This window comes from Microbulbifer pacificus (assembly GCF_033723955.1).
In the GTDB taxonomy this organism is placed as follows: domain Bacteria; phylum Pseudomonadota; class Gammaproteobacteria; order Pseudomonadales; family Cellvibrionaceae; genus Microbulbifer; species Microbulbifer pacificus.
The window spans coordinates 3,129,565-3,151,277 of sequence record NZ_CP137555.1; the positions used below are offsets into that span (position 1 = coordinate 3,129,565).

A 21,713-nucleotide genomic window follows, 5' to 3' on the forward strand; every position below is an offset into this window, starting at 1 on the left:
ACACGCCCATTTTCAGCCCAAATATAGAGAAGTGGATTCCTTAAGCCAATGACTATCAATCGGTCTGGGCGATAGAAGGGGGTGCATTATATCTGTAGATTTCCAGTATTCATTTTTGAGCAAGAAATGGTCATATGGCGAACAGAAATTGCTCGTTATTTGGTCTTCTTGGAAATCATACCTGATTAAATTTTGTACGCACTTGTGGCTGGGAATTGCAGTTTGTCATATTTGTCTCGGTTTGCACTATCGGCGAAAACGATGGCTACCGACATTCGCTAGTCTGTGAGAATTGGTAAAATTTTGTGTAATCATGCGCAGTTGGCGGGCAGTGAAACGTCATACTTGGTATTTTCCTATGTGAATAAAGCCCGGAATCGTGAAAAGCCAGTTTTATCTACGTTACACGTTTAAGCACTGAGATCAGGAAATGGCGATATACACAATCAAAGTGGTACCAGTATCGGCTGCGATTATCGCCATGCTGACGATGGTCGTTGGCTGCTATAAAAAGGTGAACACGCCCGTAGCCGCGGACATAGCCAATGTGCCTGCATTTGTGGCTGTCGAGGGGCCAAATATCAAGGTGTCCATGCGTTATTTCACCAAGAGCAATCTGGTGGGGGAGCCGCTCGATGGTTATCAGGCGAACCGCTGTCTGCTAGCACCGGAAGCTGCGAACGCACTGCTTGCGACTGCACGGGTACTTGAGGAGCATGGGCTCGGCTTAGAGTTATTCGATTGCTACCGGCCCCAGCGGGCGGTCAACCATTTTGTGCGCTGGGCGTCGGCACCGGAGGATTACAGCACCAAACCGGATTTCTACCCGAGTGAGGAAAAATCGGAACTGTTTGCTCGAGGCTATATTGCCGAGCGCTCCGGGCACAGCCGTGGCGCCACCGTGGATCTAACCCTATATCAATTGGATACCGGGGAAGAGTTAAACATGGGCACTTCCTTTGATTTCATGGATGAGCAATCGGCCACTGAATTTCCACTGGTGGACGCCGCGGCGCGGGAGAACCGCCTGAAACTGCGCACAGCGCTAGAAGCACAAGGCTTTGTGAATTACACGCAGGAGTGGTGGCATTACACCTATAAGCCCGAACCCTGGCCGGAAACATACTTCGATGCGCCTGTGCAATGACGAGCCCGCAATATTGTGGCCATGAGCACGGTGGATATGAGAAATGTCTTGCGAGATTAGACGTGCCTGGCTAACAAACCTAGGAAGTAAGTAAACATTGCGGTTTCGGTAAGCGGCGCCGTCTTCTTCCAATAATGCCTCTGCTGAAGCGGGTATTGGTGGCCTGTTGCTGGAGAGAGAAGTGCTCGGCGCCAATGCTGTCCATAAAATCACGGGCAGGGGCGGAGGCTACTTTGATATGAATATCAAGGCGTTTTGTAGTTGTCACGCCCTGGCACCACATTGAAAGCCGGCTTGATCCGGTATCCTTCTGAAAGCCCCGCAAAGCGGGGCTTTTGTGTTTCTGCGCCATTCATTTTTATCTAGTGTTGATCGACCTTCCAACTATTAACAAAGCACTAGGGCGCTGAGATAGTTCGGCTGCGCCTAACACGATATTTCTCTGCCAGCAGTAAAAGCTTGAGGCGACAAGATTGAGCGTTGCGTCCCAGACTAAATAATCGAGTGTGCAATCCAGCGTCTACACCGGCATGCACTAGCGTGACCGTCTAACCTTTCTCCGTTCACCGCGTTAACAAAAATAAAGCCATAAATTCGATGATCGGAGATAACCTCATGTACAAAAGCAGTCTTTTTGTTTCGCTAGCCATTACTTCTGCGCTGTGGTCCGTAAATACCATGGCGGCTCCAGCCAAAGGCGCGGCCGCCGGTGACAGTATCACCATGGGATTCGCGGCGGACTGCACCGGCAATACGTTCTTTACTGGCGGTTTTTTCTGCCTGTTGGGCGGAGACCAGCCTGAGCACAGCTGGTTTGACGGTTCGGCGAGTAACGTCAACAGTGTCCACGACAAATACAAGGCTCTGGACCCGAGTGTTGCGGCCAACAAAAACGCCGCTCGTTCCGGTGCCGAAATGCGCGGCGGTGGTGACAGTTTCAGCGTGCAGGCGGATCGTATCCTTGCCGATACCCTGGTCGCGGATCATGTGGAAGTAGTGCTCGGCGGCAACGATATCTGCAATCGCGATTGTGTCGATCCGGCCAACTGTTCGGATCCACTATTGACCGAAGGTCAGTGGCGCGGTGCGGTGCAGGCGGGACTCGACAAGCTGGTAAATGGTCTGCCCACTGGTTCAACCGTGGTGCTGGGGTCGGTACCGCGGGTGCAGGACCTGCGCGCTGCGGGTATCGCCAAACAGACCGGCAACTGGCGCGTCAACTGTGAAAGCGTCTGGTCCACGTTCGGCATCTGCCGGATTGCAACCAATGGCGGAACCATGAATGGTGAATCGTTTGCAACACGCTACGCGGGTATCGAGGTTGCGCAGCAGCGTTACAACCAGGTACTGCAGGAGGAGGCCGCTGCCTATAACGGTATGAATGGTGTGGAAGTCATTGCGGAATATACCGGTGCGAACCAGACCAATGTGGGCACCTTCACTTTCGGCAAAGACGATATCGACGGTGGGGATTGTTTCCACCCGAGCGTCCGCGGGCAGAACACCGTGGCGAACCTTATGTGGAGCGGCAACCCGGACAAATAAATCTCAGGCGGTGAACAGGGCTCCGTGCGGAGCCCTTAATTTGTTGCAGCGTAAAAGCTGTTCCGGTCGTTCAGGTATGATGTGCCAGTTGGGCTACTCATCATCTCCTGCATTACTCTTGTCGCTCTGCTGTTCGAAATAGCCTTTTTCATGAACCTCGTATTGCACCCGCTGCGGTAGCCCGTTGCGCATATAGGTCACATCCACCACCTCGCCGCTGGTTAGTGCATCCCACAGCTGGTTCTGTCCACTGTGCACCCAGCTATCGTTTACACGCACTACTACGTCACCTTCCTCGAAGCCGAGTGCAGTGAAGAACTCGCTTTCTTCTATACCTTCTAGCCGCAGTAAGTTATGTCCATCGACCACGTGTTCCGCCGGGACGAATTTTTGTTCCAGCTCGGCGCGGTTGCGCAGTTGCTGTTCCAGCCATTCCTGCCCTAGAGGTAGCACTCCGGAAGGTGCGATCAGTTTGCGGGACTCGCCCACCGGCTGCTCGATGCGCCGCATGGTAGCTTCGTCGCGGTCGGTAGTCGCGGTCTTGGGCACGCGCACGTAATCGCCATCGTCACTGCTCAGGGGCAGCCGCTCGAGGTGGTCGCTGACCTGCAGGATGGCGTAGCGCTCGTACACCCGCTTGAGGATAACACCGGGCAGCAACTTGTCCCCCGGTGAAAAACGGCCGGCGGAAGCGCCGCGGATACGAACGAGCGCGGTCGACTGTTCGGGCTGTGAAGACACGCTGGTACCGCTCAGTTGCAGCGGTAACTCGGTGTCGGAAATCCTGTCGGTCGATTGTCGCCAGCGGACGGCATCGGCGTGCGGGCTTGCGGGATCGTGACCGAGGCGCAGCAGCTCTTGGTCAATCCACATGGCATAGTGTTCCAGGGGCTGGGGGCCTTTGACATACAGTCCGTTCACAAAAACCACCGGTACGCTGTGTAGACCGAGGGCCCGTGCCTGGGCGGTATCGGCAGTAATCCTGTCGATGCGGTCGGGCTCGTCAAGGCATCGGCTAAAGGCGTCTTGTGCAATTCCCAGTTGTGACGCCAGCTGCGTGAAGACCTTTTCGTCCAGTGTCTTGGCGCGGGTGTAGAGGCCATCAGCGTAGGCCCAGGGCATACCCTGCAGGCTGGCGCAGTGCACCGCAACAGCCGCTGGCGCGCCCTGGCGGTGGTAGCGCATGGGAAAATCAAATGGCGCTATGGAAATCCAGCCGGCATAGCGATCCAGTAGTTCACGCAGTACCAGATTGGTGGCGGCACAGTGGACCGACTGGTAGGAGCAGAACACTGCGAGGGTGATCGGGGCTGCGGGGTTGCCGCGCAGCGGGCGGTCTGCGGTATCAATTTCGAGTCTCGGGGGGCTGGGGTAGGGGAGCAGCCAGTCGACCGCGGGACGAGCCTCCGTAGAGTCAGCCGACGGGAATTTTGCTTCCACCATCGATTTCAAGGTATCGAAGCGCAGTTGATACTCGGCAAGGGCCAGGTCGTGCCGCTCGAGAATGATTTTTTGATCTACCTCTCCCAGCGTGATTGCGCTATTCCCGATGCGCGCCACCATCTGCTCGTCGCGCTTCCCCGTGTCACTTGCGGCTGGCGCATCCTCGCCACAGGCTGTGAGCAGCGCAGCGATGAAAACAGGTAGAAGCCGCAAGGCCCGGCAGCAATGCTGGTAGTCCAGTTCGTCCATGGATTTTGATCCGCTGGCTATTATTCTGCGAGGAGTTCTACCACAAGGTCACAAGGCGCTCTACCGAGCCCATAGCGCGCTGCGCATGTTGGCGCGACGTTAAACGCTGCAGGATGCGTTGGCAAACTTTCTCGCTACCTTGGTACTCGGGAAGAGTGGAGCGCTACAAGAAGCTGAGGAAGGGCCGGCACTGGGTAACATTGCCGGCCTAAGACTATTTAACTTGAAAATCAGAAGCCGCTGGACCAGCCGAATCGAATAATACTCTGGCTCATGGTGAGATCTGCCTCACCGCCACCAAATGCTGCCGGAATCGAGCCGCTCCCTGCCACTTTTTCCTCGAATGCATGGGTATAGGAAATCAGCCATTCTCCCAGGCCGGTACGCCATTCTGCGCCAACACTGCCGTGATTCTTGATGACCGCGGGTGCCAGGATGTTGATAAAGGTCTGGTCGCCTGAAATCGCTTGCCCGGCGTGGCTGATCCCGCCGCGCAGGGTAACCGTATCGTTCAAGGCGTATACCGCCCCGAATTTAATCACCTCCACATCGCTCCAACCAAAACCGGGGCCGCCATCGGCACCCAGGGGATTGCCCTGGAAAAGCAGGTTCAGGCTGTTTCCGACCGAACCTATGTCGCTGTACTCAATGCGCTGCCAGTCGGCTGCAAGAGTAAGAGCGGAGCTGGCATTCCAGCTGATACCTGCCCCATAGCTCGCGGGGATATCAAATCCGCCCTGGTCCGCAAATAGACCGGCATATTCACCAAAAGTACCGGTCTCGATTTTCGAAGACCAGGAAGCACCGAGCGTGACGTTTTCATCCAGTTGGCCGATCCAACCGAGCTTCAGTCCCCAGCCATGTGCACTGTCATGGCCATTGTTTGTGACCTTGCCGGGCTGGGCCGATACAAATGCGTTATCGAACGGCTGCAGGCCGTTCGCCTCAAAACGCTGATAGGCAAAGGTCGCCGCAATACCCAGCGAATGCGCTGGGGTTGGGCGGAATGCCAGTGATGGCGTAACAATAAGCTGGCTCAGATCCACTCCAGCATCGCCAGACGCCCCAAAAGCCGCAAATGGATTGGTGCTGTAATCCGTGTTCATCCCTCCATTACCGTACACCGCGATTCCGTAACTCCAGCGGGTAGAGATTTCGCGTGAATAGCCAATTTCTGGAATCACAAAGGCGGATACGCCATTACCGTTATAGTTCCCGTCGGCGCCTGCAAGGTTGCCTTTGATGCGCGCACTGCGGTCTGGGTTGAACCAGGTGAACCCCACGTCCAAGCGGTTGCCTACCAGCGCGGTTCCCGCGGGATTGGTCGCCGCAGCAAGGGAATCTTGTGGCAGGGCTATACCGACACCCGTCATCGACTGGGCCTTGGGGCCGACGCCATCCATAAAGTAACCATTGGTGGCATTTGCGGAGGTAGAAAATAACAGGGAACAAACAATGGCAGCCAGAGTAGCTGAATAACTGTCATCCAGTGGTTTGGCGTTGGTGAAGAATTTTATGCCGGCGATAACTGTTGTTACTGCTAATACTGTAATTACAGGAAAGATTTCTAAGTGCAGATTCATTACGCATCACCCTATTTTTGTGATTATTTTGCTTATTTTTGTGAGGTTACCTATTTACTGCTGTGGTCATTTTTTCAGTGATTTTGAAAATTTTGTCGATCTTTGAGATGTGTTCTTATTCTGGTAAAAGTGCCTCGTTTGTATTGTGGGTTTTTCGTATCGGTTTAAGTGGTAATTTTGGGGTTCATGGGAATGCAGCGTTTACTGTGGCCGAGGAAGTCTATTCAGCAGCCGTTGAAGTGACATCCAGAACAGCTCGTCCCGGGAGTAACCGCTAAAACGATCTACCTCATGCCCATCGCTAATCAGAATAAAAGTGGGGGTGCCGACGATGGCGGCTTTGAGCTGCACCTGCTGATCTTCCAATACGATAATATTGCCGTGGATTTCGCTGAAGTTAAGTGGCCGAAGTGGAGCAATGCTGGCCTCTTCGGTTTTGGGGTAAATACTCCCGATGTCGCGATCAAAGGCTCGGCAAGCTCCGCACTGGGGTTCAAAAACATAGAGCAGCTCGGCAGCATTTAGTACTGGGCAGAATAGCAACAGCAGTATCGTGGCGGTATTCCTGGCCTTTTCCAAAAGTGCGAATGGTGGGCTATGGCTTAATGTAGGCATAGCCGTTCTCCAATTGCAGCCGGGTGATTTCATCAATGCCCGCGTCGACAAACTCCACTCCAGGAGTCATATCGCCTTCCCGAAGATTCTTGGCCTTCAGCGTATTGCGACACACCTTGAATTCAACTCCGTTTAACATCTGCGAGTCGATCATCGATGCATAGGTGTTTCCTTGCGCGTCCTTGGCATTGTCGATTAAAAAATCTATACCGCCGCCAACCGCGACGACGGTAATCGCGATCTCACTGTCTACCGCTCGCTGATTGTCGATGTGACGTATGGCCCGCAGCGCCTGGCTGCTATCTGAGATGTGGTAGACCACACCTCGGAGAACAAGCGTGGGCGCGCTCGCTGTGTAATTAAGGGCGGCGAAGCTCACAGTAGCCAGCATCATCAAGCTGAAAAGCCAGGTAAGCGGATGCCGGAGTCTTAAATGTAGTGCTGGCATTGTCGTTCCTATTCAAACAGAGCCTGCTGCATTTCGAGGAAAACGTGGTACGCATTACGTCGGTTCGCCGCGTCGAACAGGGCGACATCGCGAAATTCTGACCAGTCTGTAGCGTCATATGCATCGTTGAAACTTCGCAGTTCTTCCGCGGCCGCACCCATTTGTTGGCGAAGAAAGCGAATGTAGTGTGTGTTCAGCTGGATATCATCTGCGGGATTTTTCGAGGCGTGACCGTGCCCAGGGACAATGACTGTGGCGCCCAGCTTTGCGATGGCTTCCATACTGTGCAGCCATGTCTCGGTGTTGCCATCAACCAGGAAGGGAAGTCTTCCACTAGAGAAAATATCCCCGGCAAACAACACGGATTCCGAGGGGATGGAGAGCAGGATGTCGTCCGGGCTATGACTGAAACCACCGTCGATAATGTCTATGGCAATGTCGCCCAGCTGTAGGCGATACCGCGGCCCTGTTTGAAAATCCAGCCAAATATCTGCGCCGATCAATCTGGTTTTGTCGTTGACCCAGGGGGAAAGGGATTCCCTTCTCTGTTGCAGGCGGCGCTGCGCGTGCTCTGAGCCAATGTAGGTCTGGCCACTGCGCTTGGCAATTACAGTAGCGCCGGCATCTTTTAAGACCTGCAGGCCATAGATGTGGTCAGCATGGTAGTGGCTGACAATGACATGGGTCACGGGCAAAGCGGTAAGCTTTGCAATGGCATCTAGCATCGCCTGCGCCAGTGCTGGCGTGGCCAGGGCATCGTATACGACCACACCGTTTTCGGTGATTACAAACCCGCTGTTACTCATAAAACCCTGGTTGTCAGCGGAAGCTAAGCCAGCTACGCCTTCGAAATACCAGGAATTTTCAGAAATTTGGACAGGGGTCAGGTGTATTGCTGATGCACTGGCTGCAGGCGTGGCTGAATTGCAGGTGTTGCCGATAAGCAGCGCGATCGAAGCTGCAAGCGCGAGCTTCCTGGAGTAACCAGACCTGCGTCTTATTATGTTTATTCTCATCTTCGATGGGCTTGAAATATACCATAGGGGGTATAGTATAGGTGCGTTATCCTAATAATGAAAATAGCGCATCCAACATAATAAAAATTCTGGAGGCATGATGTCAGAAAAGTCAGGAAGGGAGATTGTGCCGCAGGCATACACCCCATCGCCGACGGTAACGGAGCGCCCGGGCGCGCTTGGTCAACTCCGGAAAGCGCCGGAATCGTTTTTAGATAAATCCACTATTGCCGCAGTGAGCAAGTCAGGTATCGATGAAAATCGTCGCCAACTACTGCGCACCAGTTTTACTACCGCTCTGGCGGGGATGCTTGGGGCCAGTTTATCGGCACGTGCTCTGGCTTCGCAGGGCGACCCGGACATTCTCACACTGCCGCCGTGGTCAAAGTCCCTCGGCAATGCAGTCGCCACCAATCCCTACGGTCAACCCTCGAAGTACGAGGCGAATATTATTCGACGGCAGAGCCCGGGTTTGACGCAAACAGATCAGGCCAGCGTGTCCTTCAGTCCCCTGCAAGGCATGTTTGGCATGATTACCGCGAGTGGTTTGCACTTTGAGCGGCACCACCAGGGGTGGGTGGATATCGATCCCAGACGCCATCGCCTGATGATCAACGGCCTGGTGTCGAAGCCAATGGTATTCACCATGGAAGAGCTGATGCGCTTGCCTTCCGTATCGCGTATTCATTTCATCGAATGCGGTGCCAATACCGGTATGGAGTGGGGTAATACTGCAGTGCCGACCGTGCAATATACGCACGGTATGTTGTCCTGTTCTGAATTTACTGGTGTGCCGCTGTCGCTGTTGCTCGAACACGCTGGCTACGATAAAGCCAAGGCCAAGTATGTGTTGGCCGAGGGGGCTGACGGTTCTTCGATGACGAGAACCATTGATATTGAGCGCGCGCTTGATGACGTGATCGTCGCCTACGGTATGAATGGCGAAATGCTTCGTCCTGAAAACGGCTATCCGTTACGTCTTGTTGTTCCCGGCGTCCAGGGCGTCTCATCGGTGAAGTGGCTGCGTCGTCTTGAAGTGGGTGATATGCCCTATGCGACCAAAGACGAAGCGATACATTACGTCGATCTGATGCCAGATGGTCAGCACCGCCAATACACCTCGATCCAGGAGGCAAAGTCCGTGATTACCAGTCCGTCCGGTGGGCAGCGCCTGTTGACGAAGGGCTACTACAACGTTTCCGGTCTGGCGTGGAGTGGTCGTGGCACAGTGGAGCGTGTGGACGTGTCGTTTGATGGTGGCCGCAACTGGTATACCGCGAAGCTCGAAGGGCCAGTGCTTCCCAAGGCCCTGACGCGATTTAACATCGGCTGGACTTGGGATGGTAAGCCGGCCATTTTGCAGAGTCGCGTGGTAGATAGCACTGGTTATGTTCAGCCATTGAAGCGCCAACTCAAAGAAGTGCGGGGCACGCGTTCTGTCTATCACAACAACGCAATCCAATCGTGGCAGGTTACTGAATCAGGGGAGGTGGAAAATGTTCAACTCACCTGATGCCTTTACACGCTCTCTCTGTGTTTTGTTTGTGACTGCAGCACTTACGGCCTGCGGCGAGGGGCGCGATGAAAACGCGGAGGCAGCGACAATTACGCCGCCCGTTGCCAGTCCCTGGCAAAGCAATTACCTCGAGATCGGCCGCACGGCGAGCCCCGCGGAACTTGCCGCTTGGGATATCGACGTGCGCCCCGATTTTACTGGCCTGCCGCCCGGCTCCGGTAATGCAGAGCAGGGTGAGGAAATCTGGCTCGCCCGCTGCGCCGCATGCCACGGTGACTTCGGTGATTCCAACCAGTTTTTCTCGCCGCTGGTGCTGGGCAATGTGACACCGCAGGATATTGAAAGTGGTCATGTGGCTGCGCTGAAGGACCCAACCCGGGTTCGTACCACTCTGATGAAGGTGGCCACGGTATCCACGCTGTGGGACTACATCAATCGCGCGATGCCATGGAACGATCCCAAGTCATTGAGCACGGATGAGGTGTATAGCCTGGTTGCCTATTTGCTGAGCCTTGGCTACATCGTGGACAGCGATTTCGAACTGTCCAACGAAAATATCGCGAACGTGCAGGCACGTATGCCAAATCGTAATGGTATGACGCAAGAGCACGGCCTGTGGAAGGTTGATGATGTATCCGATGTCCACAATACCGCGTGTATGACCAACTGCGAAGCCAGCGTAGAGGTGGCCTCGTCTATTCCGCAATTCGCCCGCAATGCCCACGGCAATTTGCGCGATCAGATGCGAATTTTCGGTCCCTTCCCCGGTGAGGACACCGGTGCTGAGCGCGGCGCTGAAACTGCGATTGCCTCGGTTGCTAAAGAGCCACCTGCGCCTGAAGCAGGACTCGCTTCATCAGCACCGATGGAGTTGCTCACCGGCAATAGCTGCCTGGGTTGTCACCAGATCGATAGCAAATTGGTCGGCCCCGCGTTTACCGCCGTGGCAGAAAAATATGCTGGCCAGGACGATGCGGTTGTTTATCTCAGCCGCAAGATTCGCCAGGGTGGCTCAGGTGTCTGGGGCGGCTTTATGCCACCAATGGCACAGCTGAGTGAGGCAAATGCAGAAGAAATTGCACGCTGGCTGGCGCAGTAGCTCTACCAGATGATCGCAAAAGACTACGTAACCATAATAGTAACGACATAAGAAAAGAGTGGGGAAGCGAATGAAAACAAGTAGACGTGGATTTATGAAGCTAGCCGGGGCCGCGGTGGCACTGGGTATCTTGCCATTGAAAGTACTGGCGGATTTTGTACGCCCAAAAGAGGCGATGGCGGCAACAGATCTGGCTGGTGTCTTTGCCAGCTTGGGCAATGCACAAGATAGTGACCAGATCATGCTGGAAACTCCGGATATTGCTGAAAATGGTGCAGTTGTACCGATCACGGTCACTAGCGTGATCCCAGGAACAAGCAAGATTTATGTTGTGGTGGAAAAGAACCCCAACCCATTGGCTGCCGCGTTCATGATCCCCGAAGGCACCGATGCGTTTGTGCAAACCCGGGTGAAGGTTGCGCAAACATGCCCGATTTACGCCGTGGTGGAGGCGGGCGGCAAGCTGTACAAGGCCAGCCGTGAAACAAAGGTAACCCTGGGTGGTTGTGGCGGCTAAGCAGGCTGAAAATATAAATTGAAGGAGTATGAATATGGCAGGTTCAATTCGAATTCGGGCGACGCTGAGTGGGGATGTTGCCGAGGTAAAAGCCCTGATGCGCCATCCGATGGAAACCGGGCAGCGTAAAGACAGTACCGGCAATAAAATTCCAGCGCATTTCATTACCGAAGTGACAGCTACATCGGCAGGCAAGACCGTGCTCCAGGCCCAATGGGGTGCCGCTGTATCACAAAACCCGTTCCTGAGTTTTCGTATCAAGGGCGCCAAGGCGGGGGATACCGTTACAGTGCAGTGGCTGGATAACAAAGGTGAATCCGGTGTTGGTGAGGCGACGGTCGGATAAGCTCGCCGCAAACACCACGTAATAAAAATAACGCTGGCCGGGCGCTCGCTCGAGCCAGCACCCTGGAGGCTCTATGTTGGCTAAATCAGGTTTTGCCACGCTAATGCGCAGGCTTTCTGTTTGCATGCTGCTGGTTACCGTTTCCGCAACAGCACAGGATGATCCCTTCGCAGAATACCGGGCGATGATGGGGGACGATAACCCCGCAATTTTTGTCATTGAGGAAGGCGCCGAGCTTTGGACAAGGCCCCTGGGGCCAAAGCAAGCCTCTCTGGAGCAATGCGATCTGGGGTTGGGTGCAGGCGTTGTAAAGGGTGCTTATGCCCAGCTTCCCCGCTACTTTGCGGATACGCAGCAAGTCATGGATCTGGAAGGGCGACTGATTCACTGCATGGTCACCCTGCAAGGCAGGGAGCGCGACGACATATTGCGCAAGCCCTATTCAGCTACCGGGGATATGGGCACCGAACTTGAAGCGCTGGCCAGCTATATTGCAGAGCAATCTAGCGGTATGCCGATTGTGATACCGCAAAATCACCCCGCGGAACAGGAAGCTTATGCATTGGGCGAGCAACTGTTCTTCTATCGCGCCGGTCCTTATGACTTTTCATGTGCGACCTGCCACCGCCAAAGCGACAAGCGTATTCGCCTGCAAAAATTGCCCAACCTCACCGTCAGTGATGGTGCCGGTATGGCCTCGTCAACGTGGCCGGCATACCGCATTTCTCAGGGCGTGGTGCGAACAATGGGATGGCGAATGCAGGACTGCGCCAAACAGCAGCGACTGCCCCAGTTGTTGCCCGGCTCTGAAGCCGTGGTCGCGCTGATCGAGTATATGGGGGTTAATGCCGCCGGAACTGAAATGGCCGCGCCTGGCTTAAAGCGATAGGAGTTCAAAGCGATGTGGCAAATCAAATACCTGCTCGCTGTCGTTGCGGTTTCTGCGACGGTGAGTGCCTGTGCCGAATCCGGATCGCAGTCCAAAGCAAAGACTGTGGAATCCGTATGGCTTGAGTCGATGGTGGCAAAAAATCATGTGGGCCTCGATCGTTTAAATCAGACCGCATTGCAAAGCGCATGCAGCAATGCCGAAAGCCAGGTGGTTTCGGATACGGAGCGCGAGCAGCTGCAGCAGGAGGCCACCAAGTCGGTGGCTTATCCCGCGGACGGTGTATTTCTCGGTAATTGGCAGCAGGGCGAAGCCATTGCTGGAAATGGGAAAGGGATGCAGTGGAGCGACAATCCCAACGAGCCCAATGGAGGAAATTGCTACGCGTGTCACCAGATGAGCCCGGATGAAGTTGCCTATGGCACGGTCGGGCCGTCACTGCGCAATTACGGTATGCGTGGTGTTTCGGAGGCGATGCTGAAATATACCTGGGCCAAGATCTGGAACCCTCAGGTCTACCTGGTTTGCTCTCACATGCCGCGTTTCGGTGATGCTGGCATTCTCGATGAGCAGCAAATCCGCGATGTGATGGCGTATCTGTTTGATCCGGCTTCCCCTGTTAACCGCAAGTGAGTATTTATGAATCGACGGGAATTTGCCCAGATGCTGGGGTTGGGGGTAGTAGCGGGCATATCACTGCCACTGCTGAATGGTTGTGGCCGTAAATCGGCGGCTGCTGCGGGTGATTTCTACAATTTACCGCGGTTTGGCAATGTGCACTTTATGCATATGACTGATGCTCATGCGCAGTTGATGCCGATTTATTACCGCGAGCCGTCAGTCAATATTGGTGTGCACGGGGCAAGAAACCAGTCGCCGCACATTGTCGGCGAAGCTTTCCTGCAAGCTTATGGTCTGCCCGCAGACTCGCGTATTGCCCATGCCCTCACGTATCTGGATTTTAACGAGGCGGCAGCACAGTATGGGCGCGTGGGCGGCTTTGCCCATCTGGCAACCCTGGTAAAGCAAGTCCGCGCTTCGCGGCCGGGCTCACTGCTGCTTGACGGCGGCGACCTCTGGCAGGGTTCGGCGACGTCCCTGTGGACCAAGGGCCAGGATATGGTCGATGCCAGTAAAGCACTGGGAATCGATATTATGACCGGCCATTGGGAGTTTACCCTCGGCGCGGACAGGGTCATGGAGATTATTGAAAATGATCTCGATGGCCACATTGAATTTCTGGCGCATAACGTAAAAGACTTCGACTTTGGCGACGCGATATTTGCAAGCCACACCATGCGCGAAATGAACGGCGTACCCGTCGCCATTATCGGTCAGGCATTTCCGTATACGCCAATCGCCAATCCCGGGCACTTTACCCCGGGCTGGACGTTCGGAATCCAGGAGCGCGAGCTGCAGGAGACGATCAACAAGGTGCGCAGTCAGGGCGCCCAGGTTGTGGTGTTGCTTTCTCACAACGGGGCTGATGTCGATATCAAATTGGCGTCCAGGCTCAGTGGCCTGGACGCGATCATGGGCGGCCATACTCACGACGCGATTCCGCAAGCGATACAGGTCAAAAACAGCGCTGGTGGACAAACCCTGGTCACCAACGCCGGCAGTAATGGCAAGTTTCTCGGCGTTCTGGATTTTGACGTGCAGGCCGGCAAGATCAAGCAGTGGCATTATCGCTTGCTGCCCGTGTTTGCGAACCTGTTACCGGCAGACCCGGAGATGACTGCACTGATTGATCGGGTACGCGCGCCCTATCTGGACAAGCTCAATACCACTCTGGCCACAACCGAGGGGCTCCTGTATCGACGGGGTAACTTCAACGGCAGCTTTGATCAGCTTATCGTTGATGCGCTGATGGAAACCAAGGACGCGGAGATCGCATTCTCGCCCGGATTCCGCTGGGGCACATCATTATTGCCGGGTGACACGATCACGGTGGAAGACTTGATGAGCCAGGTCGCGATCACTTATCCACAGACCACGGTTAACGAGTTTACCGGCGAGCGCATCAAGTTCATCCTGGAGGACGTGGCGGATAATCTGTTTAATCCTGATCCCTACTATCAGCAGGGTGGCGATATGGTGCGTGTCGGTGGTCTGGACTACACCATCAATCCAAACGCCGACAGCGGCAACCGGATTTCAGGCATGAGTCTCAATGGCAATCCCGTTGAAGCCGGAAAAACCTACAAGGTTGCGGGTTGGGCGCCGGTAGCCGAAGGGGTGGAAGGTGAGCCGATATGGGATGTGGTTGGCAATTGGCTGGCCAGCAAGAAGACTGTGCCGCTGCTTGAGCCGAAACAACCACGTATTGTGGGCTTGAAGGATAATCTTGGGCTAGTGTAGTGCTAGCCCAGCATGTCTCAGGCGTATTTACTGATCAGGTCGGTGAAGTGCTTTATCTGGCTTTCAAGGTCTGCGGAGCTTTTGTTGCCGCTGCTCTGTGCCTGACTTAGCTCCTGGCGCATTGCACACGCCATGGTTTCGTAGAACGTTTTGTCCAGCGCCCGGCGCGCTGCCGAGAGCTGCTGAGCAACTCGCTCACAGTCTTGCTCTTCTTCCATCATGCGCTGGATACCGCGCAATTGGCCTTCGACGCGACGCAAGCGTGTGATCAGCGACTTGCGTTTTTCGTCCCAGTTACTGTCCATAATCTCTGTTCCTGAACGTAAGCGGGCATTATACATGCAAGTTATGCGACCGAATCGCCTCCGCTTTCCCTCAACACGCTCCAGTCCACACCGGAAGAATATGTACAGATTCCCCCGGGGTGGCTTTCGCAAGTAACTATTACTGCGGATTCTCCACGTTGTGGTAAACCGCCTGCACATCCTCCAGATCGTTCAGCATGTTCATGAACTTCTCGAACAGCGCCACGTCATCACCGCTGATCTCGGTATAGGTCTGCGGCACGAACTGGATTTCGTCCACTTCAAAGTCGATATCGCCAAAGGCTTCTATCAGTGCCTGCTTGGCTTTGAAGTAATCGGTGTGCGGGGCGAAGACGGAGAGTTTGCCGTTTTCGTTTTCGATGTCCGTTACATCCACATCCGCTTCCATCAACGCTTCCAGCACGGCTTCTTCGTCGTCGTGTTTGAACACGAGGATCGCCAGGTGATCGAAGCTATGGCTCACCGATCCTTCGGTGCCGATCTTGGTTTTGGTTTTGGTGAAGGCCTGGCGCACGTCGCCAAAGGTGCGGTTGGGGTTGTCGGTCAGACACTCGATGATGGCCATACAGCCGCCGGGGCCGAAGCCTTCGTAGCGGGCGCGGGCAAAATCCTCACCGGCGCCACCCTTGGCCTTGTCGATGGCCTTCTCGATCACGTGAGCGGGGACCTGGTCTTTCTTGGCGCGGTCGATCAGGCTGCGCAGGGCCAGGTTGCCGTTGGGATCGAGGCCTCCAGACTTCGCGGTCATGTAAATCTCGCGGCCGTAACGGCTGTAGACCCTGGCTTTCATGTTCGAGGTCTTGGCCATTGACTCTTTGCGGTTCTGGTAGGCTCTGCCCATGGGGTGCTCCGGTATCGCTGGGTATTCAGTAGGAATTATTTAAAGGCAGCGATTTTACTGGCGGGCCGGGGGTATGAGAAGCCATTCGGCGTTTTGGGGGCTGCCGGCGGTGCCAGCGACTGGGCGCGATAGTGAATATTGACCACAATAACTAGCAGGCTTCGCCCTTTTTTACCCCGAAACCCATTTGCCGGAGTTCGTCAGTGCATCAGCAGTCGAGAAACGTATTTGAGCGCCTGTTTGCCCTGCGAGCGCACAGAACCACCGTGCGGGGTGAACTACTGGCGGGGCTGACCACCTTTGTCACCATGGCCTATGTGGTGTTCGTTACCCCCAATATGCTGGCGGGTACCGGAATGGACCACGGTGCCATCTTCGTCGCTACCTGCCTCGGCAGTGCTGTGGCCTGCTTCCTGATGGGGTTCTACGCCAACTGGCCGGTGGGGCTGGCGCCGGGTATCGGGCTGACCGCCTTCTTTGCGTATACGGTGGTAGGGGAGATGGGCTACCGCTGGCAGGTGGCACTGGGCGCGGTGTTCATCGCCGGCGTGCTGTTTGTGGCCATGAGCCTGTCGCGGGTGCGGGAGTGGATTATGAACAGCATCCCCATGTGCTTGCGCTATTCCATGGGCGCCGGGGTGGGGCTGTTTCTCGGGCTGATCGGGCTGAAATCCGCGGGAATCGTGGTCCCCAGTGAGGCGACGCTGGTAACCATGGGGTCATTCCACGAGCCTCCGGCACTGTTGGGAGCCCTGTGTTTCCTGTTGATTGCGGTGCTCAGTTACTGGCGTGTTTTTGGCGCCATCCTCATCAGTATCCTGGTGGTCACGGGCATCGGCTTTGTCCTCGGGCTGGTCCAGTACAAAGGCCTGGTGTCTGCACCGCCGAGCCTGGCGCCCACGTGGATGGCTATGGATATCCGCGGCGCTTTCGACGTGAGCATGATCAGCGTGATCCTCGCGTTTCTCTTCATCAATATTTTTGACACCGCCGGCACATTAATGGGTGTCGCCCACCGCGCCGGGCTGATCGAACCGGATGGGCGCATCGAGAAGCTGCCGCGGGCGCTGAAGGCGGACAGTACCTCCAGCGTGTTGGGGGCGTTTCTCGGCTGCCCGCCGGTGACGAGCTTCGTGGAGAGTGCCGCCGGGGTGGCGGCCGGCGGGCGCACCGGGCTGACTGCCGTTACCGTGGGCGTCCTGTTCGTATTGTGCATATTCTTTGCGCCGCTGGCGGGGATGATTCCGGCCTATGCGACCGCGGGTGCCCTGATCTATGTGGCGATGCTGATGATGGGAGGCATCGCCAAGATCGACTGGGAGGAGCTGACCGACGCCATCCCCGCGCTGGTGACGATGCTCATGATGCCGCTGACCTTTTCCATCGCCAACGGCATCGCCCTCGGCTTCCTGACCTACACCGCGCTCAAACTGTTCACCGGGCAGTACCGCCAGATATCCCCGAGCCTGTATATCCTGAGTGCAATTTTCCTCGCCAGGTTTGCGTTCTGGTAGGCCGTGGCCGGGCGCCAGCCTGTTACTGACAACAGGCACAGGCTCTGCGGCGGAACCTTTCTTGCAGGGAGGTTGGCATGCAGAATCGCACGACGAGCAGGGAGAAATAAAAATGATGCAATTGCCGCCAATCAATATCGACACGGATGCGCAGAGCCTCTGCCAGTGGTTGCAGCGCCTGGCCGAACTGACGGTGGCCTCGGTGCACCCGGACAACCTGATCCCCGCCAATCTGCCCGCGCCCGGGCGCAGAACCCTGGTGGTCGGCGCGGGCAAGGCGAGCGCGGCGATGGCGGCGGCATTGGAGCGGGTCTGGGGTCAGCGCTATCCGGAGGCCGAAATCTCCGGTCTGGTGGTGACCCGCTACGGCCACGTGGCGCGCTGCGAGAAGATCGAGGTGCTGGAAGCGGCACACCCCATGCCGGATACGCTGGGCGAGCAGGCCGCCAGGCGGATGCTGGAAGCGGTGGCGGGGCTGACGGCGGAAGATCTGGTGATCGCACTGATTTCCGGTGGCGGCTCCGCGCTGATGAGCCTGCCGGCGCCGGGCCTTACCCTGGAGCAGAAGCAGTCGATCAACCGGGCATTGCTGCGCAGTGGCGCGCCGATCCGGGGCATCAACACCGTGCGCCGCCATTTATCCGCCATCAAGGGAGGGCGCCTCGCCGCCGCCGCCCATCCGGCGCGAGTGGTGACTTTCCTGATCTCTGACGTGCCGGGAGACGATCCCACCCTGATCGCCTCCGGCCCGACGTTGCCGGATGAGTCCACACCGGCGGATGCGCTGGCGATACTGCAGCGTTACCACATCGACACGCCTGCAGAGGTGCACGCGTATCTGGAGGCCGGTAACCCGGCACCAGGCCCGACCGATATCGCTTTTGCCGCCGACAGTGCAGTGGTGCTGGCTAAAGCGGCCGACGCCCTGGAGGCCGCGCGTGCAGCCGCGCTGGGCGCAGGTGTGCATGTGCGGGTGCTGGGCGACAATCTTGAAGGCGAGGCGCGCGAGCTGGGTAAAGCCCACGCGGCTCTGGCGCTGCAGAGCCAGGGACAAAGCCGGCGTCCGCTGCTGATCCTCTCCGGCGGTGAAACCAGCGTGACGGTGACGGGACACGGTCGCGGCGGGCGCAACGTCGAATACCTGCTGGGCTTGTTTACAGCGCTCGCAGGCGCGCCGGGCATTTACGGCCTGGCCATCGATACCGACGGCATCGATGGCTCCGAGGACAATGCCGGCGCCTATTTCTCTCCGGGCGACTGGGCAAAAATGCACGCACAGGGTCTTAACCCCACAGAATTCCTGTGCAACAACGATGCATACAGTTTTTTTGCCGAACTCGGCAATCTCATCGTCACCGGGCCCACCCGAACCAACGTCAACGACTTCCGCGCTATTCTGGTGATGCCAGTGCCCGATTAATGTTCGAGAGGTGAAAGGTATCCATGTCCCAACTGCCCGCCAGCCAGCGCACCGCCAGCCCCCTGCGTCGCACCAAAATTGTCGCCACCCTCGGTCCCGCCAGCGACAAGCCCGGCGTGCTGGAACGGCTGCTGAAGGCCGGTGTGGATGTGGTGCGCCTGAATTTCTCCCACGGCACCGCGGACGATCACCGCCGCCGGCTGCAGAAAGTGCGGGAAGTTGCCGACCGTCTCGGTAAAACCGTGGCCGCACTGGGAGACCTGCAGGGCCCGAAAATCCGTATCGCTCGCTTCAAGGACAATGCCGTGGTCCTGCAGGAAGGCCAACCATTCGTGCTCGATATGGCGCTCGACACCAACGAGGGTGATGACCAGCGTGTGGGCTGCGACTACAAGGATCTGGTGGCGGATGTCGCCGCCGGCGATGTACTGCTGCTGGACGACGGCCGCCTGGTGCTGACGGTGGATGACGTCAACGACCGCGAGGTGATTACCACCGTCACCGTGGGCGGCCGCCTTTCCAACAACAAGGGCATCAACAAGCAGGGCGGAGGCCTCTCCGCGGCGGCGCTCACCGACAAGGACCGGGCCGACCTGAAAACCGCCATCGACATCGGCGTGGATTACCTTGCCGTGTCCTTCCCCCGCAGTGCCGCAGATATGCAGGAAGCGCGCGCCCTGTTGGGAGAGGCGGGCAAGCATATCGGCCTCGTCGCGAAGGTGGAGCGCGCCGAGGCGGTGAGGGATGACGAGACCCTTGACGACATCATTCGCGCCTCCGAGGCGGTAATGGTAGCCCGCGGCGACCTGGGGGTGGAAATCGGCGACGCCGCGCTAATCGGCGTGCAGAAACGCATGATCAAGCGCGCCCGCCAGCTCAACCGCGCCGTGATCACCGCCACCCAGATGCTGGAGACCATGATCACCGCGCCGTTACCCACCCGTGCCGAAGTGTTCGACGTGGCCAATGCGGTGCTGGATGGCACTGATGCGGTAATGCTGTCGGCCGAGACCGCCGCAGGCAACTTCCCGGTGGAAGCGGTAGAGGCCATGCACCGCCTGTGTCTGGGCGCGGAGCGAGAGCGCTCGGCACAGGAATCTGGCCACCGCATGCACCAGGGTTTCACCCGTATCGACGAGACCATCTCATTGTCGGCCATGTACGCGGCGAACCACCTCGCAGGCGTGACCGCCATTGCCTGTATGACCCAGACCGGCTACACCCCGCTGATCGCCTCGCGTATCCGCTCCGGCCTGCCTATCGTCGGTCTCGCCCACGACCCGCTGGCACAGCGACGCATGGCACTGTACCGGGGCGTGATCTCGGTGCTGTTTGTACCCGGGGAAGGTGAGTGCGACCGCGAGCTGAACCAGCGCGCGTTGGATGTGTTGAAAGACCGGGGAATCGTAAAAAGTGGTGATCAGGTAATACTGATCCGCGGAGACCTGATGCAATCCCACGGCGGTACCAACACCCTCAAAATTCTCGATGTCGGTTAGGCCTCCCGGGTGTTCCTGGGCGGCCGAAATTTGCATGGCCAATACAAAGCCGGTATAGATAGTCGGCGTAACCAAAACAAAGCGCAAATAAGCGCGCGTTAAGCTTGATTTGAGGGCAGCGCACTGACCGCATAAACCAGACATTCAACGCACAAATTACACCGAGCCAGCAGCTCTAAGTCTTGGGAATAAGTACCAGATATGAGCTGACGGCCGCGGGCGGCAACGCCAGCCCGCCAGGGTCGCGAGGGAAACCGACCGGCCTCCCGCATTTGGAAAGGTGATGAAACAAGACGAAATACTGCAGGACGGCCACGGCCGTCGCTTCTATTATCTGCGCCTGTCGGTCACGGACGTGTGCAACTTCCGTTGCGACTACTGCCTGCCCAACGGCTATCAGGCCAGACACCAGCAACCGGACCTCAGCGTCGCGGAAGCCCGCACCGTCATGCGCGCCTTCGCCCTGCTTGGCACCCGCAAGGTCCGCCTGAGCGGCGGCGAACCCTCCCTGCGCAAGGACCTGCCGGAACTTATCCACAGCGCCAAAACCACCCCAGGTATCCAGCGCGTCGCTGTCACCACCAATGGCTACAAACTCCCGAGCCTTATCGATAGCTGGCAACAGAGCGGCCTCGACCAGCTCAACGTCAGCATCGACAGCCTGGATAGCGACGAATTCGCCCGCATCACCGGCCACGACTGCCTGCCCAGAATCCTCTCCGGCATCGACCGCGCGCTGGAGCTGGATATCCACACCAAGGTAAACGCCGTCCTCCTCAGCGACGGCACCCAGGCCCGGCTGTACCAGTTCCTGAACTGGCTGAAAACCACCCCGGTCACCCTGCGCTTTATCGAACTCATGCAGACCGGCGACAACCGCGATTACTTTGCCAGCAACCATGTGCGCGGTGCAGACCTTGAAAGACAGCTGATCAATGCCGGCTGGCAACTGATTCCAAGAGCCCTCGACGCCGGCCCCGCCCGCGAATATGTCCACCCGGACTACGCCGGCCGCATCGGCCTGATCACCCCTTACAGCAAAGACTTCTGCACCAGCTGCAACCGCCTGCGCGTCTCCGCTCAGGGCAAACTGCACCTTTGTTTATTTGCTGACGCGGGCCTGGATTTACGCGAAGCAATTCAAACTGGCGACGCCGATGTACTGGCAGAAAAAGTTAGAGCACTGATCGGCAACAAAGAAGTCAGCCATTATCTGCAGCAGGGAAATACCGGCGGAACTCAGAACCTGTCGATTATTGGCGGGTGACGGCCAAAAATTATTGAGCTTACGAAGTACCAAAACCTGAATTGAAGGTGGGGTGCCGGGGGCGGGTTTTCA

The 21,713-nt window shown here is 56.9% G+C and carries 20 protein-coding genes and 1 riboswitch; of the genes, 13 read left to right on the forward strand and 7 right to left on the reverse strand.

The features are described from left to right. Nucleotides 1-481 precede the first annotated feature (481 nt). Together R5R33_RS13420 and R5R33_RS13425 are read left to right on the forward strand one after the other, a co-directional pair. Nucleotides 482-1,147 (forward strand): M15 family metallopeptidase, encoded by a 666-nt coding sequence (locus R5R33_RS13420; RefSeq protein ID WP_318953209.1) that lies wholly within the window; start codon nt 482-484, stop codon nt 1,145-1,147. A 615-nt stretch (nt 1,148-1,762) separates the two neighbouring features. After that, the gene (locus R5R33_RS13425) at nt 1,763-2,692 is read left to right on the forward strand and encodes an SGNH/GDSL hydrolase family protein (protein WP_318953210.1); all 930 of its coding nucleotides are present in this window, start codon (nt 1,763-1,765) and stop codon (nt 2,690-2,692) included. 93 nt (nt 2,693-2,785) lie between these two features. Here the strand turns inward: R5R33_RS13425 and R5R33_RS13430 are convergent, their stop codons facing one another. The 5 genes from R5R33_RS13430 to R5R33_RS13450 form a co-directional block, all read right to left on the reverse strand. Next, nucleotides 2,786-4,384, reverse strand: coding sequence for a thioredoxin domain-containing protein (locus R5R33_RS13430; RefSeq protein WP_318953211.1), 1,599 nt, complete (start codon nt 4,382-4,384; stop codon nt 2,786-2,788). Nucleotides 4,385-4,614: 230 nt separating this feature from the next. Beyond that, a complete protein-coding gene (locus R5R33_RS13435; RefSeq protein ID WP_318953212.1) occupies nt 4,615-5,967 on the reverse strand; it encodes an OmpP1/FadL family transporter in 1,353 nt (450 codons plus the stop codon). Between the two features lie 201 nt (nt 5,968-6,168). Then, the gene (locus R5R33_RS13440; RefSeq protein ID WP_318953213.1) at nt 6,169-6,582 is read right to left on the reverse strand and encodes a thioredoxin family protein; all 414 of its coding nucleotides are present in this window, start codon (nt 6,580-6,582) and stop codon (nt 6,169-6,171) included. Further along, on the reverse strand, nt 6,563-7,030 hold the full coding sequence (locus R5R33_RS13445; protein ID WP_318953214.1) for a DsrE family protein: 468 nt from the start codon (nt 7,028-7,030) through the stop codon (nt 6,563-6,565). The genes R5R33_RS13440 and R5R33_RS13445 overlap by 20 nt, the downstream gene beginning before the upstream one ends. 8 nt (nt 7,031-7,038) lie before the next feature. Continuing rightward, a complete protein-coding gene (locus R5R33_RS13450) occupies nt 7,039-8,046 on the reverse strand; it encodes an MBL fold metallo-hydrolase (RefSeq protein ID WP_318953215.1) in 1,008 nt (335 codons plus the stop codon). 100 nt (nt 8,047-8,146) lie between these two features. Here R5R33_RS13450 and soxC point away from each other — a divergent pair, with 100 nt between their 5' ends. From soxC to soxB, 7 genes are all read left to right on the forward strand, one after another. Beyond that, nucleotides 8,147-9,559, forward strand: a complete 1,413-nt coding sequence (gene soxC / locus R5R33_RS13455) for a sulfite dehydrogenase (protein WP_318953216.1) — start codon at nt 8,147-8,149, stop codon at nt 9,557-9,559. Then, a complete protein-coding gene (locus R5R33_RS13460) occupies nt 9,543-10,661 on the forward strand; it encodes a c-type cytochrome (protein WP_318953217.1) in 1,119 nt (372 codons plus the stop codon). Before soxC ends, R5R33_RS13460 begins: the two co-directional genes overlap by 17 nt. Before the next feature lie 70 nt (nt 10,662-10,731). Next, nucleotides 10,732-11,178 (forward strand): thiosulfate oxidation carrier protein SoxY, encoded by a 447-nt coding sequence (soxY, locus tag R5R33_RS13465; protein ID WP_318953218.1) that lies wholly within the window; start codon nt 10,732-10,734, stop codon nt 11,176-11,178. 34 nt (nt 11,179-11,212) lie between these two features. Then, nucleotides 11,213-11,524 (forward strand): thiosulfate oxidation carrier complex protein SoxZ, encoded by a 312-nt coding sequence (gene soxZ / locus R5R33_RS13470; RefSeq protein WP_318953219.1) that lies wholly within the window; start codon nt 11,213-11,215, stop codon nt 11,522-11,524. Between the two features lie 73 nt (nt 11,525-11,597). Further along, nucleotides 11,598-12,413 carry a sulfur oxidation c-type cytochrome SoxA gene (gene soxA / locus R5R33_RS13475; RefSeq protein WP_318953220.1) on the forward strand — a complete coding sequence of 272 codons (816 nt, stop codon included), beginning with the start codon at nt 11,598-11,600 and terminating at the stop codon, nt 12,411-12,413. Nucleotides 12,414-12,425: 12 nt separating this feature from the next. Further along, nucleotides 12,426-13,046: a sulfur oxidation c-type cytochrome SoxX gene (soxX, locus tag R5R33_RS13480; protein WP_318953221.1), complete on the forward strand. Its 621-nt coding sequence runs from the start codon at nt 12,426-12,428 to the stop codon at nt 13,044-13,046. A 6-nt stretch (nt 13,047-13,052) separates the two neighbouring features. Further along, a complete protein-coding gene (soxB, locus tag R5R33_RS13485; protein WP_318953222.1) occupies nt 13,053-14,774 on the forward strand; it encodes a thiosulfohydrolase SoxB in 1,722 nt (573 codons plus the stop codon). 17 nt (nt 14,775-14,791) lie between these two features. Here soxB and R5R33_RS13490 read toward each other — a convergent pair whose 3' ends face one another. Together R5R33_RS13490 and R5R33_RS13495 are read right to left on the reverse strand one after the other, a co-directional pair. Further along, nucleotides 14,792-15,079, reverse strand: coding sequence for a metal-sensitive transcriptional regulator (locus R5R33_RS13490; protein ID WP_318953223.1), 288 nt, complete (start codon nt 15,077-15,079; stop codon nt 14,792-14,794). A gap of 139 nt (nt 15,080-15,218) precedes the next feature. Next, entirely contained in the window at nt 15,219-15,941 is a 723-nt protein-coding gene (locus R5R33_RS13495; protein ID WP_318953224.1) for a YebC/PmpR family DNA-binding transcriptional regulator, read from the reverse strand. Nucleotides 15,942-16,144: 203 nt separating this feature from the next. On the opposite strand from R5R33_RS13495, the gene R5R33_RS13500 reads away from it, so the two are divergent. From R5R33_RS13500 to moaA, 4 genes are all read left to right on the forward strand, one after another. Then, nucleotides 16,145-17,455 (forward strand): NCS2 family permease, encoded by a 1,311-nt coding sequence (locus R5R33_RS13500; RefSeq protein ID WP_318953225.1) that lies wholly within the window; start codon nt 16,145-16,147, stop codon nt 17,453-17,455. 112 nt (nt 17,456-17,567) lie between these two features. Further along, on the forward strand, nt 17,568-18,875 hold the full coding sequence (locus R5R33_RS13505) for a glycerate kinase type-2 family protein (protein ID WP_318953226.1): 1,308 nt from the start codon (nt 17,568-17,570) through the stop codon (nt 18,873-18,875). Nucleotides 18,876-18,898: 23 nt separating this feature from the next. Continuing rightward, nucleotides 18,899-20,374, forward strand: a complete 1,476-nt coding sequence (gene pyk, locus R5R33_RS13510) for a pyruvate kinase (RefSeq protein WP_318953227.1) — start codon at nt 18,899-18,901, stop codon at nt 20,372-20,374. A 147-nt stretch (nt 20,375-20,521) separates the two neighbouring features. Beyond that, a riboswitch (molybdenum cofactor riboswitch) is annotated at nt 20,522-20,674 on the forward strand. Continuing rightward, nucleotides 20,658-21,641, forward strand: a complete 984-nt coding sequence (gene moaA / locus R5R33_RS13515; protein ID WP_318953228.1) for a GTP 3',8-cyclase MoaA — start codon at nt 20,658-20,660, stop codon at nt 21,639-21,641. It overlaps the preceding riboswitch by 17 nt. Nucleotides 21,642-21,713: the final 72 nt, after the last annotated feature.

Excerpts from the sequence above, each read along its gene's own strand:
- R5R33_RS13460 (WP_318953217.1), top strand. The coding sequence starts at position 9,543 with ATGTTCAACTCACCTGATGCCTTTACACGCTCTCTCTGTGTTTTGTTT.
- R5R33_RS13450 (WP_318953215.1), bottom strand. The coding sequence starts at position 8,046 with ATGAGAATAAACATAATAAGACGCAGGTCTGGTTACTCCAGGAAGCTC.
- R5R33_RS13435 (WP_318953212.1), bottom strand. The coding sequence starts at position 5,967 with ATGAATCTGCACTTAGAAATCTTTCCTGTAATTACAGTATTAGCAGTA.
- soxA (WP_318953220.1), top strand. The coding sequence starts at position 11,598 with ATGTTGGCTAAATCAGGTTTTGCCACGCTAATGCGCAGGCTTTCTGTT.
- R5R33_RS13440 (WP_318953213.1), bottom strand. The coding sequence starts at position 6,582 with ATGCCTACATTAAGCCATAGCCCACCATTCGCACTTTTGGAAAAGGCC.
- soxC (WP_318953216.1), top strand. The coding sequence starts at position 8,147 with ATGTCAGAAAAGTCAGGAAGGGAGATTGTGCCGCAGGCATACACCCCA.
- soxB (WP_318953222.1), top strand. The coding sequence starts at position 13,053 with ATGAATCGACGGGAATTTGCCCAGATGCTGGGGTTGGGGGTAGTAGCG.
- moaA (WP_318953228.1), top strand. The coding sequence starts at position 20,658 with ATGAAACAAGACGAAATACTGCAGGACGGCCACGGCCGTCGCTTCTAT.
- soxY (WP_318953218.1), top strand. The coding sequence starts at position 10,732 with ATGAAAACAAGTAGACGTGGATTTATGAAGCTAGCCGGGGCCGCGGTG.
- R5R33_RS13495 (WP_318953224.1), bottom strand. The coding sequence starts at position 15,941 with ATGGGCAGAGCCTACCAGAACCGCAAAGAGTCAATGGCCAAGACCTCG.
- soxX (WP_318953221.1), top strand. The coding sequence starts at position 12,426 with ATGTGGCAAATCAAATACCTGCTCGCTGTCGTTGCGGTTTCTGCGACG.
- R5R33_RS13425 (WP_318953210.1), top strand. The coding sequence starts at position 1,763 with ATGTACAAAAGCAGTCTTTTTGTTTCGCTAGCCATTACTTCTGCGCTG.
- pyk (WP_318953227.1), top strand. The coding sequence starts at position 18,899 with ATGTCCCAACTGCCCGCCAGCCAGCGCACCGCCAGCCCCCTGCGTCGC.
- R5R33_RS13505 (WP_318953226.1), top strand. The coding sequence starts at position 17,568 with ATGATGCAATTGCCGCCAATCAATATCGACACGGATGCGCAGAGCCTC.
- R5R33_RS13420 (WP_318953209.1), top strand. The coding sequence starts at position 482 with ATGCTGACGATGGTCGTTGGCTGCTATAAAAAGGTGAACACGCCCGTA.
- R5R33_RS13430 (WP_318953211.1), bottom strand. The coding sequence starts at position 4,384 with ATGGACGAACTGGACTACCAGCATTGCTGCCGGGCCTTGCGGCTTCTA.
- R5R33_RS13490 (WP_318953223.1), bottom strand. The coding sequence starts at position 15,079 with ATGGACAGTAACTGGGACGAAAAACGCAAGTCGCTGATCACACGCTTG.
- soxZ (WP_318953219.1), top strand. The coding sequence starts at position 11,213 with ATGGCAGGTTCAATTCGAATTCGGGCGACGCTGAGTGGGGATGTTGCC.
- R5R33_RS13445 (WP_318953214.1), bottom strand. The coding sequence starts at position 7,030 with ATGCCAGCACTACATTTAAGACTCCGGCATCCGCTTACCTGGCTTTTC.